The sequence below is a fragment of the Sorangium sp. So ce381 genome (assembly GCF_051473845.1).
GTDB lineage: Bacteria > Myxococcota_A > Polyangia > Polyangiales > Polyangiaceae > Sorangium > Sorangium atrum.
Genome location: NZ_CP150336.1, coordinates 4,035,082 through 4,055,570, shown reverse-complemented (window position 1 = coordinate 4,055,570; position 20,489 = coordinate 4,035,082). Strand labels below are relative to the sequence as shown.

Below are 20,489 nucleotides of genomic sequence, written 5' to 3'. Positions count from 1 at the left end.
CACGTGACCGCGGGTCAAAAACCCGGGCAAGAGCGCTGGCCCTCACAAAACTAGAGGGGCCCCCCAAGCCATCATGCTTTGGAGGACCCCTCGGCCCGCTTCGTCGGGCGCAGCGCGCTCAGCGGGCCGGCGCCGCGCGGAGGCGGCAGCAGCCCGAGAGCGGCGCGGACAGGCGATCAACCCATGTCGAAGTCGCCCATGCCGCCCATGCCGCCCATCCCCCCCATGCCGCCCATCCCCCCCATGCCGCCCATGCCGCCGGGAGCGCCGCCGGCCGCGGCCTTCTCCTTCTTGGGCTTCTCGGCGACGAGGGCCTCGGTCGTGAGCATCAGCGCGGCGACGCTGGCCGCGTTGGAGAGCGCGTGCCGCACGACCTTGGCCGGATCGATGACGCCGCCGGCGAGCAGGTCCTCGTACGAGTCGGTCGCGGCGTTGTAGCCGAACGTCGGCGCGCCCGACCGGACCTTCTCCGCGACCACCGTCCCGTCGACCCCCGCGTTCTGGGCGATCTGGCGGAGCGGCGCCTCCACGGCGCGGCGCACGAGCCGCACGCCGACGTCGCGCTCGTCGTTGAACTTGAGCGACTCCAGCGAGGCGGCCGCCCGGAAGAGGGCCACGCCGCCGCCGACCACGATGCCTTCCTCGACGGCCGCGCGGGTCGCGTGCAGCGCGTCCTCGACGCGCGCCTTCTTCTCCTTCATCTCGGTCTCGGTCGCCGCGCCGACCTTCACCACCGCGACGCCGCCGGCGAGCTTCGCGAGCCGCTCCTGGAGCTTCTCGCGATCGTAGTCGCTCGCCGTGTCCGCGATCTGCTTGCGGATCGCCTCGATGCGGCCCTTGATGGCGCCCTTGTCGCCCTGGCCGTCGACGATGACCGTGTTGTCCTTGTCGATCTCGACCCGCTTGGCCGTCCCGAGGTCGCGCAGCGTGGCGCTCTCGAGCTTCTGGCCGAGGTCCTCCATGAACGGCGTCGCGCCCGTGAGGATGGCGATGTCCTTCAGCATGTCCTTGCGGCGATCGCCGAAGCCGGGCGCCTTCACGGCGGCGACCTTGATCGTGCCGCGCAGCTTGTTCACGACGAGCGTGGCGAGCGCCTCGCCCTCGACGTCCTCGGAGAGGATGAGCAGCTCGCGCCCCTGCTTCACCACCTGCTCGAGCAGCGGCAGGAGGTCGGCCATGGCCGAGATCTTCTTCTCGTGCACGAGGATGAGCGGGTTCGTGAGCACCGCGGTCATCTTCTCGGGGTCGGTCACGAAGTAGGGCGAGAGGTAGCCGCGGTCGAACTGCATGCCGTCGACGGTCTCGAGCTCCGTCGTCATGCGCTTGTTCTCCTCGACCGTGATCACGCCCTCCTTGCCGACCTTCTCCATGGCGTCGGCGAGGATCTGGCCGATCTCCTTGTCGCCGTTGGCGCTGACCGTGGCGACCTGGGCGATCTGGTCCTTGTCCTTGGTCGGCTTGGCGAACTGCTGCACGGCCTCGATGACCTTCGCGACCGCCGCGTCGATGCCGCGCTTCAGATCCATCGGGTTGTGGCCGGCCTCGACGAGCTTGAGGCCCTCGCCGAAGATCGCCTGCGCCAGCACCGTCGCCGTCGTCGTGCCGTCGCCCGCCTTGTCGCTGGTCTTCGAGGCGACCTCGCGCACCATCTGGGCGCCCATGTTCTCGAGCTTGCCGGCGAGCTCGACCTCCTTGGCGACCGTGACGCCGTCCTTCGTCACGACCGGGGAGCCCCAGCTCTTCTCGATGACGACGTTCCGCCCCTTCGGCCCGAGGGTCACCTTGACCGCATCGGCGAGCGTGTTCACGCCCTTGAGGATCGCGGCGCGGGCGCCGCGGCTAAAAACGATCTGCTTCGCAGCCATGTCTCAATCCCCTCGCGGCCGCGCGGCCGCGTGTACAAACGCTTGCGTTCGGTTGCCTCAGGCCTGGTTCACGTCCCGGCGGACTCGGTCACGGCGAGCACGTCGTCCTCGCGGATGAGCACGTGCTCCTCGCCGTCGAGCTTCACCTCGGTGCCGCTGTACTTGCCGAACAGCACCTTGTCCCCGACCTTCACATCGAGCGGGCGAACCTTGCCGTCCTTCAGGACCTTGCCGTTGCCCACCGCGACCACGCGCCCCTCGATCGGCTTCTCCTTCGCGGCGTCGGGGATGATGATGCCCCCCTTGGTCTTCGTCTCGCTCTCGACGCGCTTGACGACAATCCGATCCTGCAGCGGCCTGATTTTCATGCTGGCTCCCTCGTCCTCGGCTTGTTGACTGACCATCGGCTCGCCGGAGGTCCCGTTCGCCCCCCCGCTGGGGCATTCCGCCCGCACGACAAGAGCTAAGTGCCCGAGATCGCAGTGTCTTGGCACTCTCCTAGGCCGGTGGCTAAACCGCGGCCGAAAGTAAATCAGTCACCCGGCGCGTCAAGGGCACGCAGCAGGGAGCCGCGACTTTTCCGGAGCCGAGAGTCCGGGGGGGCGAAGCCGAGATGTCTGGAGAAGCGACGCCGAGGGAGCGGCCGCGACGTCGTGAAGCCTCCTCCAGGGACGAGCCCCTTCTCCGACCAGGGACGAGCCCCCTCTCCGACAGCACGCAGGGCACGCTGTAGACAACCTGGACGGATCATGGCGACAGTGCGGCGTGCGACGACGACGGACGGCATGCAACGAGGGCGGAGCGGGTTGAGCGAGGGGAGCGAGGGGGTCGAGCAGCGGGAGGCCTTGCTGAGCCCCGCGAAGCGCGCGAAACGTCGGGGATTTTGGTGCCGAGCATTTTTCTTCGTCGGGTCCGATTTTGATCGCTTGACAATCCAGGCAGCCCAAGTAGATTCCGCGGCCCGTGGCGCTGATGAACACGGCGCTGACCCCTTGGGGGATCGTCTAACGGCAGGACGCAAGATTCTGGCTCTTGCTATCAAGGTTCGAATCCTTGTCCCCCAGCCAGGCCGCTCAGCTCTGCTGTCGGTCTTCTCCACAGAACAAGGTCCCATCGTCTAGCGGTTAGGACATCGGCCTCTCACGCCGGTAACGCGGGTTCGATTCCCGCTGGGATCGCCACTTTCACACCCTTTCGCCTCGTTTCCTGCTGCTTCCGCTCGATGTCGTGCGTCGAGCACGACGCGAAGCACAGCGTCATCTGACGAGCGCGCGAGCACGCAGAGCAGCAAAGACGTCTTGCGGCGTTCACGTTGCGCTACCCTCCGGCGCATGGCCGCGCAGGACGTAGAGGAGCTCTTCGACATCCTCGATGACGGCGGCCGGCCGCTCGGCGTGCGCAAGGCGCGCGGGCTCGTTCACCGCGACGGCGACTGGCACCGGAGCGTTCACGTGTGGGTGCTCCTCGAGCGGGGACCCGACGGCCCGGAGCTGGACAGCCGCCAGAGCGCCGCGGATCCCTGGGTGCTCTTCCAGCAGCGCAGCCCGGACAAGGACACCTGGCCCGGCGCGCTCGAGGTCGCCGTGTCGGGGCACTACCGCGCCGGAGAGGATCTCGCGGGGGCGCTGCGCGAGGCGGAGGAGGAGATCGGCCTGCCGCTCTCGCCGCGCGATGTGGTCCGGCTCGGCACGCGCCGCAGCCAGGACGATCACGCGCCCGGGATCGTCGACCGCGAGCTGCAGGACGTGCTGCTCGCGACGACCCGCCGCGCGCTCGAGGAGCTGCGCCCCGATCCGCACGAGGTGACCGCGCTGCTGTCGCTCCCGCTCGACGCGGCGCTGCGCCTCGTCCGAGGCGAGGTGCCCCGCGCGAGCGGCCTCGTGCGGCGGCCGCCGGACCCCGCGGGCGCGGTGAAGGTCGAGCCGCGCGACGTGCGGCTCGATGAGTTCGTGGTCGCGCGCGACGGCTACTTCGAGCGCGCGCTCGACACCATCCGCCGGCGCCTTGCTGGCGACGCGCCGGCCCCGTGGCTCCTCGGGTAGGACGCCGGCGCTTTCTCCTCGCGCCCGTGCCGTCAGCCTGAGCCGCGACGCGCGTCCGCCGGCCGCCGGGGCTTCTCGGGAGGCAACGCCGACGCGACGAGGAACCCTTCAGCGCGGTGCGGGGCGAGCCCGCAACGCGCGTTCATGCGCTTGGCGATCTCGTCGCCGGCCCTGACGAGCGCATAGAACCACCGGATCCCGAAGCGATCGTGCCCTTCCCGGAGCGCCGCCGCCTGGAGGGGGGCCCCGAGCCCCCGTCCGCGGTGGTCCTCGCGCAGACAGGTGCAGATTGGCATGGCCGTCCACGACGGCGCCTCGCCGACGTCGGAGATCCAGAGCGGCGGGGCGCCCAGCAGCCCGAGCTGGGCGAGCGCCTCGCGGCCGCCGACCTCGGCAGGCTGCGGCCGCGTCACGACGCACAGGGTGGTGCAGCCGATCAGCGCGCCCGCGCCGTCGCGCAGCCCGAGCGTCAAGGAGCGGCCCTCGCCGCCGCGCAGGTACCACCCAGGGAGCGGCGCGTGGCCGCTCTCCGCCTGGAGCTCCTGGATCGCGCGGATCGAGGCCTCGTCGTCGTCCGGCGATACCCTGGACAGGCGCAGGCCCGGCGGGAAGGCGCGAAACCGGCCGAGCCCCTGCACGGCGGCGCGCACCTCGCCGGCCGGGGCGCCCATCACCGAGAAGTCCTCGTCCACGGAGAGCCCCGCCTGGCGCAGCGACGCCGAGAGCGCGGCGAGCTCCGGACGGGGGGCGTGCAGGAGCACGCGCTCGAAGCAGCGCACGAGCGCCTCGCGCCGCTCCGGCGGCGTCCGCTGGGCGTGCAGCAGGATCAGCGAGCGCCCGTCGGTGGTGATGCCGTCCTGCTCGCCGATCCAGTCGCGGGCCGCGTACAGGATCCGCTGAGCACGGTAGTCCGCAGCTTCACCGAAACACCCCGGTCCGTCCGCCGGAGCGGGGCCGCGCTGCTGCGGGGCATCGTCGCGATCGAGGTCGAAGGCAAGCATCATGGCGGCATCCCTCCTGTCGAGAAGCAACGGCGGCTTCCACGAATGGCGGCCCTCGAGGAGCCGCCACCCGGCGCGGGACGCCCGCGCCCAGCGCCCGGGCGAGCCCCTGCCGCGCCGCGCAGGTCCACCGGCGAGATGGCCTGACGCGGCGGTGCGCGAATGCGGGAGAACTCCGCTCCACCAGCGGCTGTGCAGCCCGCGTGTCGAGACTTCAACTTATCCCTGCTCGGCGATCGCGCAAGCGGCGACATGCCATGATCCGGGCAGCGCTCCAGCCGGGACACGCATGCTCACGCACGCTTACAAGCAACTGGAATCGCTAACGAATCAGGCCAACATCCACCATCGCCCACAAGGCACCTCGCCGCCCGACGGGGCCGCGGCGTGGACATAGAACGACCTAGCCTGGAGAGACGCATGGCCCCGGGCACCCGCGCGTCGGGGGCGGACCGGCGAGGGGCGCCGGACCAGGGGGCCCGCGCTCGCTCGCCGTGGCCTTCGGTGGTTGAGGACGGTGGCCTTCGGTGGTTGAGGACGATCGCGCGCCCTGGTAGGTTGGCGTCCAGTATTGCGCGATGACCACCGCCCTTGTCACCCAACCCGACGACGACGCGCCCGTGATGCCACGTCCGTTCCTCAAATGGGCGGGCGGCAAGGGCCAGCTGCTCCGACAGTTCCAGCCGCTCCTCCCCGCGTCGTACGGGCGCTACTTCGAGCCCTTCGTGGGGGGAGCCGCGCTCTTCTTCTGCCTGCAGCCGGAGCGCGCGACGCTGACGGACGTCAACGCCGAGCTCATCGACTGCTACCGGGCCGTGCGCGACAGGGTCGAGGAGGTGATCGCCGCGCTGGGCAGCCACGCCTACGAGGAGGCGCACTACTACAAGGTTCGCGACGTCGATCCCGCCTCGCTCACGCTGCCCGAGCGCGCCGCGCGGACCATCTTCCTGAACAAGACGGGGTTCAACGGGCTCTACCGGGTCAACAGCGCCGGCCGCTTCAACGTGCCTTTCGGCCGCTACGTGAAGCCGGCCATCTGCAACCCGCCCCAGCTGCGGGCCTGCTCGGCGGCGCTGCGGGGCGTCGAGCTCGAGGTCCGCGACTTCGAGCGCGTGCTCGACCACGCCCAGGAAGGCGATTTCGTGTACCTGGACCCGCCGTACTCGCCCGTCTCGTCGACCGCGAACTTCACGTCCTACAGCGCGGGCGGCTTCGGCTTCCGCGACCAGGAGCGCCTCGCTGCGCTCTTCGCCGAGCTCGACGGGCGAGGCGTCCAGGTGATGCTCTCGAACTCCGATGTTCCGGAGATCCCGCCGCTCTACAAGCGGTTCAAGATCGACCGCGTCGCGGCGCTCCGGAGCATCAACGCGAAGAGCGACGCCAGAGGCCGCGTGGGGGAGATCGTGATCCGGAACTACGGGGCCAAGCGGAGCCGCAAGGCGGCGCCCGCGGACAAGGCGGGCTGAGCCCGGCGCCGCGCGGCGCGCGGCTCACTCAATCGACGGTCTTCCCCTCGTGCTTCTTCGGATCGGGGGCCGCGCGCTCCTCGGCGTACGCCATCGCCACCTCGATCTCCTCGTGGATCTCGGGCGAGGTGACCTTGTTCCCCGAGGGATCGACGGCCTCCCACACGAAGCCGCGGAGCTCACCCGGGCGCTCGGGTATCCAGCGGACCCGCAAGGTCCAGCCGTGCAACTCGGCCGTATAACCGCCTTCCTCGTGATCCCGCTGCCATGCAGAGACGGTCGGGTGCTTCACCATCGCGAGGTCTCCGGCGCAGAAGGTCGAGAGGACAGAAGAACTGTTCCCGAATGGCCGCGCTCCCCCCCCGAGCAACGCCGCCGTCCGGGAACACGGGGAAGATAGCAGGCGCCCGGCGCACGGCGATCAGGCAGGCGTGTGTTCCTCATGCGGAGGCACCTTACCCGAATCCCAGCGCGCGCCGAAAGGTCCTCGCCTTCCGACGGGGCCGTCAGCGCGAGCAGCGTGAACAGCACAGGCATCATCGCGCCGACGGGCGGCGCCTGCGACGCGCACCGCATGCTACGAAGCATGCATGGGGGCAGGAATCGTCGTCTTCTTCGGGCTCGCGCTCGTCGGCTATCTCCTGGTTGCCCCGCTCGTCGCCTTCGTGTTCGCCGTCCGGGCCAACCGGCGCAACGAGGACCTGCTGCTGCGGATCCACGCGCTGGAGCACCGGGTGGCCGAGCTCTCCGGGCATCGTGGCCGCGCAGCGCTCACCGCAGCGGCGGAGAGCCCGCGAAGCACACACGACCTGGAGCAAGAGAGGATTGCCCAGGGCGCGATCCCGCCCCCAGCGGCGGCCCGGCCCGCGCTCGACGCCGAGGGCGCAGATGCACCGCCCGCGCTCGACGCGGCGACCACCGGCGCGCCGCCCGCGCTCGACGCGGCGACCGCCGGCGCGCCGCCCGCGCTCGACGCGGCGACCGCCGGCGCGCCGCCCGCGCTCGACGCGGCGACCGCCGGCGCCCCTCCTGGGATCGCGGATCCGATCGCCACCGCGCCCCCGGCGGTCGCGTCCACGGCGTTCGCCGCCGCTTCGACAACGGCGCCCCCGGACGTCGCGTTCCCCGGCCCCACCGCTCCTCCACCGCCTCGCGCGGCTCGCCCCGCGGCGACGCTCGAGGCGAGCGCGTTCGGCGCTGGCTCGCCCGCGCATCGCGAAGCCCAGGAGCGACCCTCCATCGAGGAGCGGCTCGGCCTCACCTGGCTCACCCGCGCAGGCGCGACCACCTTCTTGCTCGGCGCGCTCTTCTTCTTCAAGTACGCCTCGGACAACGCCTGGATCGGGCCGTTCGGGCGCGTCGCGATCGGCGCCGCGACCGGCGCCGCGCTCCTCGCGATCGCCGAGGTGCTCCACGGGCGCGCGCAGCGTCGTTTCGTCCACACGCTCATCGGCCTCGGCCTCTCGGTCCTGATCGCGTCGGTGTGGGCGAGCGCCACGCTGTACGAGCTCGTCCCGATCCCCGCCGCATTCGCGGCGGACACGGTGCTCCTCCTGCTCGGCGCCGGCCTCGCGCTCCGCCACCGCGGCGAGGCCATCCTGATCCTCAGCCTCGTCGCCGGATTCCTCAACCCCGTCGTGCTGTCGACGGGGCAGGACCGGCCGCTCGTCCTGTTCGGCTATCTCCTGCTCATGACGAGCGTCGTCCACGCCGTCGCAGCGAGGCTCGGCTTCCGCGTCGCGCCGTGGCTCGCGATCGCAGGCCACACGGCGCTGTTCTGGGGCTGGTACGCCAGGCACTTCGACGCCAGCGCCGCCCCGGCCGGCGGAGACACGGACGCGGTGCAGTGGCTCGACTCGCCTGCGCAGGCGCTCCCGGGGCCTTACTTCGCGCTCGCCGCGCGCGCGGCGCCCCTCGCGTTCGTCGCGCTCGCCACGGCGCAGGGCATCCTGCGCGCGCTGTGGCTGCGCCGCGCGCCCGCCATGAGCCCCGACCGAAGCGTCCCGCCGACCGGGGCGGAAGCGACCGGCGTCCTCCGCGTCGCGGCGCGCGCGGACGCGACAGCGACCAGCATCGCCGCGCTCGTTCTCGCGCACGCGGGCGCGGCCGCGCTGCTCTTCGACGCGCCGCGCGCGCTCACGGCCGCCGCGATCACGCTCGCGCTCGCGGCGCTGGTCGCCCTGCGCGCGCCCGACGAGGGCGCCTGGCTGCTGGCGCCGATGGGCGCAGGCTTCCTTTCCTTCGCCGCGACGTTCGCGGACGCGCCAGCCGCGCATCGCACGACGCTCGTCGCGCTGATCGCGGCCTGGACGCTCGTCTACCTCGCGGGGTGGCTCCGCGGCGGGGCCGGGCTCGCGGGCCAGCTCGATCGGAAGACCGCCATCGCGTGCTCCGCCGGCGCGGCGCTCTTCGCCTGCACGGCGGGCATGCTGCTGATCGAGGCCGACGCGGCGCTCTTCGCGCTCGCGCTCGCGCTCGCGGCCGCCCTCGCGGCGTGGACGGCCGCGCGCGCCGCGCTCCCCGCCCTGCTCCTCGCCGCGGCGATCCTCTCGGCAGGCGCGCTCGCCGCGGCGGCGCATTTCGCGATCGCGCCGGCGGACGCGGGCGCCTCGGCGTCCATCGATGCCGCCGGCGCCGTCGACGCAAGCTTCCTCGGCGCCTCGGCGCTCGTCATGCTGGTGTTCCTCGGCGCCGCGGGCGCCTCGGCGCGGCGCCCGCGCGAGCCCGGCGCGCCGGCGCTCTCCTGGTCCGACGCGCTCGCCGCGTGCGTGGCGACGCTCGGGTTCGTCGCGGCCGCGCTCGGCGCCACGCCGGAGGACACGCCGACGCTCCGCGCGCTGCTCACCGCGGGCGCCGGCGCCCTGGACCTCGCGCTCGGCGCCGCGCTCCTCCGCGCAGGCGTGACCCGCGCCGAAGCCGCGCCCCCCGCCGATCGCATCGCCCTGCTCCTCGGACAGGCGCTCGCCCTGTTCGCCGCGTCCGCCGCGTTCGGGCTCGGCGGCGCGACGGTGACCGTGATCTGGAGCATCCTCGCGGCCGTGGCGGCCGCGATCGCGGCGCGCACCGGCGAGCGGGTCTGGCTCGCCGTCACCCTGCTGCTCTTCGCCGCCGCCCTCACGCGGGCGCTCGTCGTCGATCGGGCCGAGGCCGAGGCGCTCGTGACGACCTGGTTCGCGACGCGCGGCCGCGACGGGACGATGGCGGTCCCCGTCCTGCTCAACGCGAGGACCTATGCGTTCGCGGGCGTGAGCGCCGCCCTGCTCGCCGCGGGGCGGCTGCTGTCGCGCGCGGCGCTCGCCCGCCCCCTGGACGCCGCGCGCGCCGAGCTGCGCGGCGCCGCGGTCGCGGCGCTGGGCGCAGGGTATGCCCTGCTCATCACGACCGTCGTCCTCGAGGTGCGGAGCGCGATCACCGCGCTCCCCGCCGCCCCCCCTGCCCCGCTCGACGCGGCCGAGTTCGCCGAGCTCACCGTGCAGCACCGCGCCGCCCTGGAGGGCCAGCAAGGCAGCCTCGCGATGGCGACGACGCTCGTGCTCGCCCTCGCGGCGATCGCGCTGCTCACCGCGGGGTTCGCGGCGCGCGACGCCTTCCATCGCTACGCCGGGCTCTCCCTGTTCGCCGTCACCATCGCGAAGCTCGTGGCCTGGGACGTCTGGCACGTCGAGCGCATCTACCAGATCGCCCTCTTCACGGGCGTCGGGGCGCTGCTCGTCGGCGGAGGGTTCCTCTACGCGCGGTTCGGCCGGCGCCTCGTGACGCTCCTTCGCGCCGGATCGCGGGGCGCGGCCGGGCCGCTCGCGCTGCTCGCGGCGATGACCCTCGCGCGGCCCTCCGAGGCGCAGACCGGCGCGGCGCTCCCGATCGAGAAGCACGCGCTCGTCCGGCCCATCGAGGGCGTGGACGCCGCCGGCGATCACCGCGTCGACGTCGATCTCGACCTCTACCGCGAGAGCCGCGCAGAAGAGCTGCTCGCCGACGTCCGCATCGCCGGCCCCGACGGCGCCGAGGTGCCCTACGTGCTCCGCGAGCCAGGCGCCGCGCACTCGTCCGGGCGGATCGCGGCCACGATGCTCGATCCGGGGGTCGACGCCGCCGGCGTCGCGCAAGCGACATGGGCGCTCGACGCGCCCGGCACGCGCCACTGCCGCGTCGAGCTCAGCGTCATCGGCGGCAGCTTCCTCCGCGAGGCGCGGGTCGAGACCGGCACGGATCCGAGGTCGCTCAGCGAGGTCGCGCGCGGCGCCTACGTGTACCGCATCCCCCAGGGATCGGAGACGGTCGAGCACCTGTCGGTCCGCTATCCCCTCTCGCGCGCCGCCCTGGTCCGGATCCGCCTTGTCCCCGAGGGCGCCCCGGCGCGCGACGCGGCCGCGGACGTCCGGATCACGGGCGGCGCCGTCTCGTGCGAGACGCAGGCCCCCGCGGAGCTCCCCGCGCTGCTGCCGCTCGCGATCGTCGAGACGCAGCGGGACAGCGAGGCGAAGACGACCCTCGTCACGCTCGACGCCGGCGCCGACGGCGCGCCGCTGGAGGCCGTCCTCCTCGACGTCTCCACGCCGGAGTTCAGCCGCCGCGTCGACGTCGCCTCGACCACGTACCGCGCCGTCTGGCCGGCCGTGGGGAGCGGCATGATCCATCGCATCCGTCCGCATGGAGAGTCAGGGCCCTCGCTCGCGTCGACGCGCATCCCGTTGAACCCCACCCGGAAGCGCTTCCTCCGGCTCACGATCCACGACGGTGACTCGGCGCCGCTCTCCCTCTCGGGCGCGCAAGGCGAGGTGCGGGCGCGCGAGGTCGTGTTCCGCGCCGCGCAGCCGGGCCCGCACCGGCTCTACGTCGGCGACGCGCTCGGCAAGCGCCCAAGCTACGACCTGGTCGACCTCCTCGACCACACCGTGCGCGAGCGTCCCCCCGCCGCGAGGCTCGGCGCCGCGGCCGCAAACCTTGCGCTCGGCGCCGCCCCTGTCGCGCGCGACCTCCCGTTCACCGAGCGGCACCGCACGGCGATCGGGGGCGCGCTGGCCGTCGGGCTGCTCGCGCTCTCGCTGTGGGCCGCGCGGCTCCTGAAGCGAGGGGAACAGGAACAAGGAGGACAAGGGGCGCCGCCCGACGACCCCACGCCGCCACGGCAGCGCACAGCAGACAGCGAGCCCAGGCCGTGATGTGCTCGCATGTTGCCGTGGGTCGCCGGGAGCACGGCGCTCCGGCGTCGGGATCGACCATCGAGGTGGATGCACCATGAGAGGCGGGCGCTTCGTCTACTTGGGTCTCTGCGCGAGCATCGGGGCGGCGCTCTGGTCCTCGGGCGCGTGCTCCGCGACGGCGCACCTCCAGCAGGCGCCTGGCGAGGGCGGCGGGGGCGCGACCAGCGCCACGACGGCGGAGGCGGGCGCCGGCGGAGCCACCGGTACGACGGGCTCCTGGGCTGATTTCGGCGACGGTGGCGCGCCGACGGAGGACGGGGCCTCACCCGACGAGGACGGCGACGGGTTCACCGTCGAGGACGGCGACTGCAACGACGGCGACCCGAACGTCAACCCAGGCGCCGTCGAGGTCGTGATCACGGAGCCTGACCAGAGCGGCGCGGTGCCCGAGCCGGTCGACGAGGACTGCGACGGCGTGATCGACAACGCGCCGACGGCCTGCGACAGGAACATCGCTCCCGCCGACTTCGACGCCATCCACGGGGCCCACGCGATCGACCTCTGCGCCAAGGCGTCGCCCGGCGACAGGAAGTGGGGCGTGCTGAGCGCGCAGTACGTGCGCGGCGACGGCTCGCCCGCGGCGCCGTCGCCCGCTGTGGGCGTGCTCGACTCCTTCGGCCCCAACGTGCGCCCGCAGGGCGGGACCCGCCTGCTCGTCCTGTCCTCGGGCCGCGCCCGGATCGCCCAGTGGCCGGGCGCGTGCAACGCGGACAGCTGCAAGAACTACGGAGCGGGCACGGCGCCGCCCGGCTTCCCGCAAGACAACCCCGCGTGCTCTCCGTCGGCGAACATCAACGACGACATCGCCCTCGAGCTCGTCATCCGCACGCCGACGAACGCGACCGGCTACGAGTTCGCGTTCAAGTTCTACACCTTCGAATACCCGGAGTTCGTCTGCGACGCCTTCAACGACCAGTTCGTCGCCCTGGCGACGCCGGCCCCGCCAGGGTCGCTCAACGGCAATCTGTCGTTCGACAGCGTGGGCAACCCCGTCAGCGTCAACATCAGCTTCTTCGAGGTCTGCAAAGACTGCCCGCTCGGGACGGACGAGCTCGAGGGCACCGGCTTCGGGCTCTGGAACGACGCCGGCGCGACCGGCTGGCTTCGCACGCAGGCCCCGGTGACCGGCGGCGAGGAGCTCAAGCTCCGGTTCATGATCTTCGACACCGGCGACGACAGGCTCGACTCGACCGCGCTCGTCGACGGCTTCAAGTGGGTGGCGAACGGCGGCACCGTCCCGCTCGAGACCGCGCCCGTCGAGGATCCCCGGTAGCGCCGCGGGGTCCGGACCACCCGAGCCCTCCCGAGCACGCGCGCCGGCCGCGCGGCGCGCCGCGCGCCGTGGCCGGCGCGCTCCCGGTTCTCATGGTCAGGATTGTTGCGCTGGGCGATACAATGCCGCCATGCTGCTCCCTTCCTTGGAGAACCTCGCCTGCTTCGAGGCCGCGGCGCGGACGCTGAACTTCCGGACCGCAGCGCGCGCCGTCGCGCTCAGCCCCGCCGCGTTCGGACAGCGCATCCGGCAGATCGAGGAGCAGGTCGGCGCTCCGCTGTTCGAGCGCACCACGCGCCGGGTGCAGCTGACGCCGCGCGGGCTCGCCTTGCTGCCGCGCGCCCGCCAGTGCCTGGCGCTCGCCGAGGACTGCCTCCGCAGCGCGATGCGCCCCGCGCCCGCGCCGATCGAGCTGACGCTCGGCACGCGGTTCGAGCTCGGGATGTCGTGGATCGTCCCCCAGCTCGGCGCGCTGACGCGGCGGCGCCCCGAGCTGACGCTCCACCTCTACTTCGGCGCCTCCGACGACCTGCTGAGGCGCCTCCACGACCGCAGCGTCGATTGCGTCGTCACCAGCGCCCGCTGGAGCGCCACGAGCCTCGCGGCGGAGACGCTGCACGAGGAGCGCTACGCGTTCGTCGCCTCCCCCAGGCTGCTCCGGCGCGAGGCGTTCGCCCGCCCGGAGCACGCGTCGCGGCACTGCCTGCTCGACATCGACCCGACCATGCCGCTGTTCCGGTACCTCGCGGATCAGGCGGGCGGCGCCGGCTGCTTCGCGTTCGCGCGGCACCGCTGGGTGGGGCTCGGCGCCGCCATCAAGGCGCTGGTCCTCGCCGGCGAGGGCGTCGCCGTGCTGCCGCGCCACATGGTCGCCGCCGAGCTCCGCGGCGGCAAGCTGAAGCGGATCCTGCCGTCCGCGCCCCTCGCGCGCGATCATTTCCGGCTCGTCTACCGGCGCGACGACCCGCGGAGCTCGCTCTACGCGAAGCTCGCCGAGTCGCTGCGCGCGGTGCCGATCCAGTGAGGCGCGCGCTCGCCGGCGCCGCGCGGAGCAGGGTGAACGGCGTAGACTCCCGACCGAGGACCATGAGCGATCTCCCCGGCGCCAGCGCGCGCCTCCCCGCGACGCCGATCACGGCGCAGGACATCAACGGCGGACCGGACCCCGAGCGCCGCGTCCCCTTCGTCATCACGGCGCCCGGCGTGTACGCCCTCGTGGAGGACGTCGACTGGGTGGCGCGGGACGCGAACGCGCGTGCCATCACGATCGCGAGCGACGACGTCACCCTCGACCTGGGCGGCAGGACGCTGCGGCAGATCGACCCACCGGCGCCCGTCATCGCCCCCGACCCGGGCGCGAGGCCTTGCCGGGGCGAGGTCGTCTCCGGGAACGTCGGCGTGTTCGCCGAGGGGAGGGCGCGGCTCGTCATCAGGAATGGCAGCGTGCTCGGGATCCAGGGGGTCGGGATCGCCGCCAGGGCGTGCAGCCAGCTGGATCTGCTCGATCTGTCGGTCCGGCGCTGCGGCGGCGACGGCGTGATCGACACGGGCTTCCTGTGCCGCAACGGCGGGATCTTCGTGATGGGCGCCCGGGACGCGGCCGGCGGCGTCGCCTTCGCGGAAGGCATCCGGATGATCAACTGCGTGTGCTCGGAGAACACGAGCCGGCTCGATTTCGTCGTGACGCTGGGCGCGCTCGTCCTGTTCTGCGACGACGTGCAGGTCAAGGAGTGCGTGTTCAACCGCACGGCGAACACCAGCGCCCAGCCGAGCGGCGTGCAGTTCAACGTCGTCGGCGTCGACTTCGTCATCTGCCGCAACGTGCTCGTGGAGGACTGCGAGGCGCACGACAACACGTCGGGCGGAGAGCCGGCCGGCTTCTTCGCGTGGGGAGAGAACTACAAGTTCCTGCGCTGCAGGGCGAACCGGAACTTCACGCTCACCGGGAACCGCGCGTGCGGGTTCAACATCTCGACCACCAGCAACCTGGAGATGGTCGAGTGCGAGGCGGACGGGAACTACAACGCGAACCCGGCCGCGTCGGCCGATGGGGTCAAGGATTTCTCCGCGCTCGGCTTTCGCATCGGCAGGGCGGTGTACCGCGGGCTGCTCGAGGGCTGCCGCGCGATCGGCAACCACGGCGCGAGCGTGAACGCGCCCGCTGGCGGCTTCGCGCTCCACTCGACCCGCCACGTGGTGCTGAGGCGCTGCGTGGCCGTGGGGAACAGGAACGCGAGCGGGACCGCCGAGGACGACGGGCTCGCGGCCGGGTTCATCGCCTCGACGCCGCTCGCGGATCCGCAGGGCGGCCTCGTGGGCGGCGAGGGCAACGCGTTCGTCGACTGCATCGCCGACGGCAACACCGTCCACCGCGCGCCCCTGTTCGTGCAGCCGCCGGCCCCCCCGGTCGACGCCGGCCCGTCGCGCGGCGACCCGCAGAAGGGCGCGGGCTTCCTGCTCGAGCGGCAGAGCGACGCGAGGATCATCGGCTGCCAGTCCGCGAACAACGACGGCAAAGGGATCTGGCTGAGGGCCTGCGCGCGCGCGCTGGTCGAGGGAAACACGCTGTCGAGGAACGCGCTCTTCGGCATCCAGAACGAGGATCCCGCAGGGCTCAGCGCCTTCACCGGCAACCGGGCGCACCTCAACGGGTCCAGGCACCGCCACAACTACGTCGGCCTGCCGCCGGGCACGCCGGTCCGCAAATGGACGCTCGGCTCCCCTCCCCTCGACGGCCCGCCGGACGGGATCGCCAACCTCAGCACCCGGCTGCCCTGAAAGGTCCTCGAGCGCCTCGCGGCGATCACCGGCCACGGGCGAGCGCGCCCGGGGTGATCCCGAACCGCCGCTTGAAGAGCCGTGTCAGGTGGCTCTGGTCGGCGAAGCCGAGCGCGCCCGCGAGCTCCCCGATCGGGCGGCCGCCGGCGAGCAGCGCCTCGCGGGCGCGGTCGAGCCGCCGCCGCGTCACGTAGGCGAGCGGCGGCTCCCCCAGCGCTCGCTTGAACTCCCGCGCCATGTGCGCGGGGCTCAGCCCGGCCACGCCGGAGAGCGCCTCCAGCCCGAAATCGTCGCCGAGGTGCGCCTCGATGTAGTCGAGCAAGCGCCGCAGCGTCGCAGGGGACAGCCCGCCCCGAGCCGGCCGCTCCGGCCGGGCCGCATGGCGGGCGCCGAGCCGCGCCGCGAGCCCGGAGAGCATCGCGTCCGCAAAGAGCGCGCCCGTGGCGCCGCCGCGCGAGACCTCGACCAGCAGCGCGCGCAGCACGTGCTCGATCTGGGCGTCCACGAGCCCCACGCGGGGCTCCAGCAGCAGCTCCCGCACCCCGGCGAGCCGCGCGAGCCGCGCAGGGTCGAGCACGAGCGCGCCATAGATCGTGGTCTCGCTCACGCGATGGGAGAAAGGCACCTCCGCGGGCTGGAGCCAGAGGCTGCCGGGCGGCATCTCCACGCGCTCGAAGCCGCGCTGGCCCTTTCGCTCGAAGCGCAGCGGCGCGTCCGCGAGGTTGATGGCGAGGTAATGGCCGGCGACGGCGAGGTGGTCTGTCTCCCAGGACGGGTTCACGCCGAGCTCGGCCACCATGCCGGTCCAGCGCAGCGAGCGGCTGGACGCGCGGATCTCCGCCTGCCGGAGCGCCTCGATGGGCTCGCGGGTGCCGGCGCGGACGAACGGGATGGCGCTGCGGAAGGCGCGAGAGGCGCGAGATGCCATTGGAGAGCCGGCCCAGCATGCGCCTGCGGCGCGGGGCCGGTCAACGCAGCAGCCGGGTTCCAGGGAGCGCAGCGGCGTTCTATAGCGCCCTTCCCGCCCGCCCTAGGCTGCCCGTCGCCGGGCGACGACTGCGCCCGAGGAGGACGACCATGGAGATGCGTTACAAGCTGCTCGGCGGCAGCGGGCTCAAGGTCTCGGAGATCAGCCTTGGCACGATGACCTTCGGCGAGGACTGGGGCTTCGGCGCCTCGGCCGAGGCGTGCCGCGGCATCCTCGAGGCGTACCGCGCCCGCGGCGGCAACTTCATCGACACCGCCAACAAGTACACGAACGGCAGCGCCGAGCGGATCGTCGGGGAGCTCGTCCGCGGCGACCGCGGCGCGTGGGTCATCGCGACGAAGTACTCGCTCTCGATGAACGACGCCGATCCGAGCGCGAGCGGCAACGGCAGGAAGAACCTTGTCCAGTCCGTCGAGGCGAGCCTCAAGCGCCTGGGGACGGACTACATCGATCTGCTCTGGGTCCATGCGTGGGACTGGACGACGCCGGAGGCCGAGCTCATGCGCGCGCTCGACGACGTGGTGCGCGCGGGCAAGGTGCTCTATGTCGGCATGTCCGACGCGCCTGCCTGGGTCGTCTCCCGGGCGAACGCGATCGCCGAGCTCCGGGGCTGGTCGCGATTCATCGGCATCGAGATCGAGTACAGCCTGATCGAGCGCACGGTGGAGCGGGAGCTCGTCCCGATGGCGTCCCGGCTCGGCCTGGGCGTGCTCGCGTGGGCGCCCATGGCCGGCGGGGTGCTCACGGGCAAATACACGCGGGGTGGCGGCAAGGACGCAGCGCGCGCGGCGATGAACCAGGGGCGCCTGGACGACCGGGGCCTGCGCGTCGCGCGCGCGGTCGACGCGGTGGCCGACGAGCTCGGGTGCTCCTCGGCGCAGGTGGCGCTCGCGTGGCTCAGGTCGCGCCCGGCGCAGGTCATCCCCATCATCGGCGCCCGGAAGCCCGAGCAGATGCAGGACTGCCTGGGCTGCCTCGACGTCGTCTTGCCCGCCGCGGCCCTCGAGGGGCTCGACGCGGCGAGCCGGGTGCCGCTCGGCTTTCCTTACGAGTTCCTGGGCGACCCCGGCACCGAGCGGGTCGTCTACGGCGCCACGGCGGCGCGGCTCGACGTGCCCAACCCCGTCCGGCGGCTCGCCTCGGGCGGGTGACGCCGGCCTCGCCGCCTCGATCGCGCGCGCGTCAGCGATTCCCGTCCTGCGCCTGCTCGACGCGCGCCCGAATGGCCCCGACGGCGCGCGCCGAACCGTCCAGGTTCTCCGCGTTGAGGAGGCTCTTCGGCAGCGGCAGCTTCGGCCGGAGGAACACCTCGAGGGACAGGCGCATCGACTGGGCGTCGACCTTCTCGAGCCGCCAGGTGGCCTGGAGATCTTGCACATTGCCGGAGATGAAGCGGGACGCGTAGGTCTCGACGCCATCCTCGACGACCGGCTTCTGGATCTCGATGCGCGCCCACATCGTGACTGCGCCCGAGAGGGCCGAGACCTCCATGTAGAGATCCCACCCGCCCGCGGGCGTGCGCCCGAGCAAGCGGCACTTCTTGTAGTGCGGCATGAACTCGGGATAACGCTCGAACGAGAGCACCGCGGCGCGCACGCGCTCCAGCGAGCCCTTCACGACCACCGTCGACCGTCCACGCGCAAATCCGGTGCTTCCTATCGGGACTGCCATGCTCGTGATCCCGGTCGTATCGGGCGCCGGCTGCGCGCTTTCGGCCTGCTCGCCGTCGCTCGTGGCGGCCGGCAGGACATCGCCTCTGGCGCGCTGTGCCGGCAGGCGCGGTACATCCAGGTTGATCCCCGGTTCCCCCGTGCTGCACGCGGCGGCCGCGAGGGCGAGTCCCCCGGCGAGCGCGCGCGGGATCGGTGCGCGATGGCCGGTCGTGGTCGAGCGAGTTCTCCGCATGGAGGCCCAGCTTGCCAGCGACGTGCCGGCCGCCCCCATCGCCCGATGATACCGTGCAACACATCCGCTCGGGCCGCCCCCGCCCCTGCCACCAGGAACGGATCATGCGCCCATCGAGCGCGGAACACCACGAGCTCCCTCCCGGTTCTCCACGAGAGCTCGGAAGGCCCCACTCTCCTCCTTCCCGCTGCTATCGATTAAGATTCGCCTGAGAGATAGGCTGTCAGGCTCGGAATGGGGACGCCTGTCGGGCGGCCGAACTGCCAGTCCGCCGACTCGACCCCGACGCCGCCGATGTCGAGGTGGATGAACGGCAGCGCCCCCCCCTTGAGCCCCGAGGCGATGTCGAGGAACGCGAAGGGGAACTGGTGCCCGCGCGGCGTGTTCACGGAGGCGAGGCGGTTCGAGGAGACCACGTCCTCGGCGCTCGAGCGGGGCGCCACGAACGTGTAGTCCTCGCGCCGCGGCCGGACGCGCTCCATCGGCTCGCCCCAGCGCTCCGCGAGGACGTCGAGCCGATCGAGCTCCTCGCGCGCGGCGGAGTTGCCGATCGCGCCGGTATAAGGCCCATGGGCGCGGTAGACGTGCCCGGTCAGCGTCGCGACCGAGAACACGATAGGGTCCGCGGCGCCGCTCATGGCGAGCTCCCGCGAGAGCGCGAGCAGGTCAGCCAGGATGAGGCGCCCCTCGGCGTCGGTGTTGCCGATCCGCACGCGCACGCCGGCGCGGCTGCGGATGATCTCGTCGCTCACATAAGACTCCTCGCCGATGCTGTTGCGCACGAGCCCGAGGAGCCCGACGATGCGCACGCCCTCCAGGCCGAGCGCCGCGGCCGCGCGCACGAGGCCGGCGACCGCGCCGGCGCCGCCCTTGTCCCGGGACATCCCCGCCATGTGCCCGTCGGTCTTCAGATCGACGCCGCCCGTGTCGTAGGTGACGCCCTTGCCCGCGAGCAGCACCGTTCGCCGGATCTCCCCGCGAGGCCTGTAGTCGAGCCGCACGACGCACGGCCGGTGCCGCTCGACGACCCGCGACGCCCGCGAGACCGCGCTGATGAGCGGATAGTCATCGACGTTGCGCTCGATCTTGACGAGCACCCCCGTCCTGGCGAATGCCGCCTCGCACATCTCGGCGACGCGGCGGGGCGCCATCCGCTCCGGCTCGGTGCCCGTGATGTCGCGGCAGAGCGCCCGACCGACCTCGATGGCCGCGATCTCGCGGGCGCGCGCCTCCGACAGCCCGAGCACCGCGACCGACTCGGCCGAGCGCGGGGCCATCTCGGCCTCGCGCGCCTCGAGCGGCGTCCACTGGCTCCCGAGCGCGGCGAGCGCGCCCACCTCCACGGCCCGCGCGAACCGCGGCGCAGCGCCCACCGGAGCGCGCACGACGAGCAGCGGCCGGCTCGCCCCCGCGTCCACCGCCCGCGCGAAGCCGGCCGCCGCCGCCTCCGCGACGGAGCGGACGTCATCGACGTCTTCCGAGAGCGGCCCCATCGGCGCGAGCACCAGGCGCCCGCCAGGCACCCCCGGCGCCGGCAGGACGAGCGGAGCACACTTGCCCTCGAGCGCGGAGTCGACGCGCGCCGCAGCCTCGACCACCGCGCCCACGGCGGAGCCGAGCCCCCCCGCGTACTTCGCGATGGGCGATGGCGCGACGAGGACGACAGCATCGCAGGCCGCGATCGCCGCGGTCGACTCCGCGAGGGCGTTGGCGGGCAGCCCCGCCAGGGAGGTGACATGGACCATGGCGGCGAATGATGTCACAGGGGTCAGCATTTTTGCAGCACCCGTCGCCGCCGATAGGGCACCGACATGGCACCGACACGCGCCCCGAGGAGCAGGCCTGGCGCGCGCGGGCATGGCGCGCGCGCCGCGCTCGGCGCGCGCCATGACCGCGCGCCGAGCGGCCTGGTGCGCTCGTCCGCCCCTGCGGTCACGCGCGAGGCGGCCCGCGTCGAGCTCCGCGCA

14 protein-coding genes and 2 tRNA genes are annotated in these 20,489 nt (G+C 72.9%); 9 read left to right on the top strand and 7 right to left on the bottom strand.

Going from position 1 to position 20,489, the window contains the following annotated elements:
- Positions 1-176: 176 nt before the first annotated feature.
- Both groL and groES read right to left on the bottom strand, forming a co-directional pair.
- Positions 177-1,865: a chaperonin GroEL gene (gene groL / locus WMF29_RS15405; protein WP_437329554.1), complete on the bottom strand. Its 1,689-nt coding sequence runs from the start codon at positions 1,863-1,865 to the stop codon at positions 177-179.
- 68 nt (positions 1,866-1,933) lie between these two features.
- On the bottom strand, positions 1,934-2,233 hold the full coding sequence (gene groES / locus WMF29_RS15400) for a co-chaperone GroES (RefSeq protein WP_437329553.1): 300 nt from the start codon (positions 2,231-2,233) through the stop codon (positions 1,934-1,936).
- Positions 2,234-2,858: 625 nt separating this feature from the next.
- Between groES and WMF29_RS15395 the strand changes: the two genes are divergently transcribed.
- The 3 genes from WMF29_RS15395 (at position 2,859) to WMF29_RS15385 (ending at position 3,907) form a co-directional block, all read left to right on the top strand.
- Positions 2,859-2,932 (top strand) — tRNA-Gln (locus WMF29_RS15395).
- A 39-nt stretch (positions 2,933-2,971) separates the two neighbouring features.
- Positions 2,972-3,046, top strand: a tRNA-Glu gene (locus WMF29_RS15390).
- 150 nt (positions 3,047-3,196) lie between these two features.
- Positions 3,197-3,907 carry an NUDIX hydrolase gene (locus tag WMF29_RS15385; RefSeq protein ID WP_437329552.1) on the top strand — a complete coding sequence of 237 codons (711 nt, stop codon included), beginning with the start codon at positions 3,197-3,199 and terminating at the stop codon, positions 3,905-3,907.
- A gap of 32 nt (positions 3,908-3,939) precedes the next feature.
- Here WMF29_RS15385 and WMF29_RS15380 read toward each other — a convergent pair whose 3' ends face one another.
- The gene (locus WMF29_RS15380) at positions 3,940-4,911 is read right to left on the bottom strand and encodes a hypothetical protein (RefSeq protein WP_437329551.1); all 972 of its coding nucleotides are present in this window, start codon (positions 4,909-4,911) and stop codon (positions 3,940-3,942) included.
- A 575-nt stretch (positions 4,912-5,486) separates the two neighbouring features.
- On the opposite strand from WMF29_RS15380, the gene WMF29_RS15375 reads away from it, so the two are divergent.
- Positions 5,487-6,374, top strand: a complete 888-nt coding sequence (locus tag WMF29_RS15375; protein WP_437329550.1) for a DNA adenine methylase — start codon at positions 5,487-5,489, stop codon at positions 6,372-6,374.
- A 28-nt stretch (positions 6,375-6,402) separates the two neighbouring features.
- Here the strand turns inward: WMF29_RS15375 and WMF29_RS15370 are convergent, their stop codons facing one another.
- Entirely contained in the window at positions 6,403-6,669 is a 267-nt protein-coding gene (locus WMF29_RS15370) for a hypothetical protein (RefSeq protein WP_437329549.1), read from the bottom strand.
- A 295-nt stretch (positions 6,670-6,964) separates the two neighbouring features.
- Between WMF29_RS15370 and WMF29_RS15365 the strand changes: the two genes are divergently transcribed.
- The 4 genes from WMF29_RS15365 to WMF29_RS15350 all read left to right on the top strand — a co-directional run bounded on the left by WMF29_RS15365 (position 6,965) and on the right by WMF29_RS15350 (position 15,629).
- Positions 6,965-11,536: a DUF2339 domain-containing protein gene (locus tag WMF29_RS15365; protein WP_437329548.1), complete on the top strand. Its 4,572-nt coding sequence runs from the start codon at positions 6,965-6,967 to the stop codon at positions 11,534-11,536.
- Between the two features lie 76 nt (positions 11,537-11,612).
- Entirely contained in the window at positions 11,613-12,851 is a 1,239-nt protein-coding gene (locus WMF29_RS15360) for a choice-of-anchor L domain-containing protein (RefSeq protein WP_437329547.1), read from the top strand.
- Between the two features lie 130 nt (positions 12,852-12,981).
- Positions 12,982-13,875, top strand: a complete 894-nt coding sequence (locus WMF29_RS15355; protein ID WP_437329546.1) for a LysR family transcriptional regulator — start codon at positions 12,982-12,984, stop codon at positions 13,873-13,875.
- A 62-nt stretch (positions 13,876-13,937) separates the two neighbouring features.
- Positions 13,938-15,629, top strand: a complete 1,692-nt coding sequence (locus WMF29_RS15350) for a right-handed parallel beta-helix repeat-containing protein (protein ID WP_437329545.1) — start codon at positions 13,938-13,940, stop codon at positions 15,627-15,629.
- 25 nt (positions 15,630-15,654) lie between these two features.
- Here the strand turns inward: WMF29_RS15350 and WMF29_RS15345 are convergent, their stop codons facing one another.
- Positions 15,655-16,557 carry a helix-turn-helix domain-containing protein gene (locus WMF29_RS15345; RefSeq protein WP_437329544.1) on the bottom strand — a complete coding sequence of 301 codons (903 nt, stop codon included), beginning with the start codon at positions 16,555-16,557 and terminating at the stop codon, positions 15,655-15,657.
- A 155-nt stretch (positions 16,558-16,712) separates the two neighbouring features.
- On the opposite strand from WMF29_RS15345, the gene WMF29_RS15340 reads away from it, so the two are divergent.
- A complete protein-coding gene (locus tag WMF29_RS15340) occupies positions 16,713-17,768 on the top strand; it encodes an aldo/keto reductase (RefSeq protein ID WP_437331125.1) in 1,056 nt (351 codons plus the stop codon).
- A gap of 31 nt (positions 17,769-17,799) precedes the next feature.
- Here WMF29_RS15340 and WMF29_RS15335 read toward each other — a convergent pair whose 3' ends face one another.
- Both WMF29_RS15335 and WMF29_RS15330 read right to left on the bottom strand, forming a co-directional pair.
- Positions 17,800-18,522 (bottom strand): type II toxin-antitoxin system RatA family toxin, encoded by a 723-nt coding sequence (locus tag WMF29_RS15335; protein ID WP_437329543.1) that lies wholly within the window; start codon positions 18,520-18,522, stop codon positions 17,800-17,802.
- Positions 18,523-18,719: 197 nt separating this feature from the next.
- The gene (locus WMF29_RS15330) at positions 18,720-20,267 is read right to left on the bottom strand and encodes an aminopeptidase (RefSeq protein ID WP_272097979.1); all 1,548 of its coding nucleotides are present in this window, start codon (positions 20,265-20,267) and stop codon (positions 18,720-18,722) included.
- Positions 20,268-20,489: the final 222 nt, after the last annotated feature.

Coding starts and splice junctions, on each gene's coding strand:
- groL (WP_437329554.1), bottom strand. CDS start 1,865: ATGGCTGCGAAGCAGATCGTTTTTAGCCGCGGCGCCCGCGCCGCGATC.
- groES (WP_437329553.1), bottom strand. CDS start 2,233: ATGAAAATCAGGCCGCTGCAGGATCGGATTGTCGTCAAGCGCGTCGAG.
- WMF29_RS15385 (WP_437329552.1), top strand. CDS start 3,197: ATGGCCGCGCAGGACGTAGAGGAGCTCTTCGACATCCTCGATGACGGC.
- WMF29_RS15380 (WP_437329551.1), bottom strand. CDS start 4,911: ATGATGCTTGCCTTCGACCTCGATCGCGACGATGCCCCGCAGCAGCGC.
- WMF29_RS15375 (WP_437329550.1), top strand. CDS start 5,487: ATGACCACCGCCCTTGTCACCCAACCCGACGACGACGCGCCCGTGATG.
- WMF29_RS15370 (WP_437329549.1), bottom strand. CDS start 6,669: ATGGTGAAGCACCCGACCGTCTCTGCATGGCAGCGGGATCACGAGGAA.
- WMF29_RS15365 (WP_437329548.1), top strand. CDS start 6,965: ATGGGGGCAGGAATCGTCGTCTTCTTCGGGCTCGCGCTCGTCGGCTAT.
- WMF29_RS15360 (WP_437329547.1), top strand. CDS start 11,613: ATGAGAGGCGGGCGCTTCGTCTACTTGGGTCTCTGCGCGAGCATCGGG.
- WMF29_RS15355 (WP_437329546.1), top strand. CDS start 12,982: ATGCTGCTCCCTTCCTTGGAGAACCTCGCCTGCTTCGAGGCCGCGGCG.
- WMF29_RS15350 (WP_437329545.1), top strand. CDS start 13,938: ATGAGCGATCTCCCCGGCGCCAGCGCGCGCCTCCCCGCGACGCCGATC.
- WMF29_RS15345 (WP_437329544.1), bottom strand. CDS start 16,557: ATGGCATCTCGCGCCTCTCGCGCCTTCCGCAGCGCCATCCCGTTCGTC.
- WMF29_RS15340 (WP_437331125.1), top strand. CDS start 16,713: ATGCGTTACAAGCTGCTCGGCGGCAGCGGGCTCAAGGTCTCGGAGATC.
- WMF29_RS15335 (WP_437329543.1), bottom strand. CDS start 18,522: ATGCGGAGAACTCGCTCGACCACGACCGGCCATCGCGCACCGATCCCG.
- WMF29_RS15330 (WP_272097979.1), bottom strand. CDS start 20,267: ATGGTCCATGTCACCTCCCTGGCGGGGCTGCCCGCCAACGCCCTCGCG.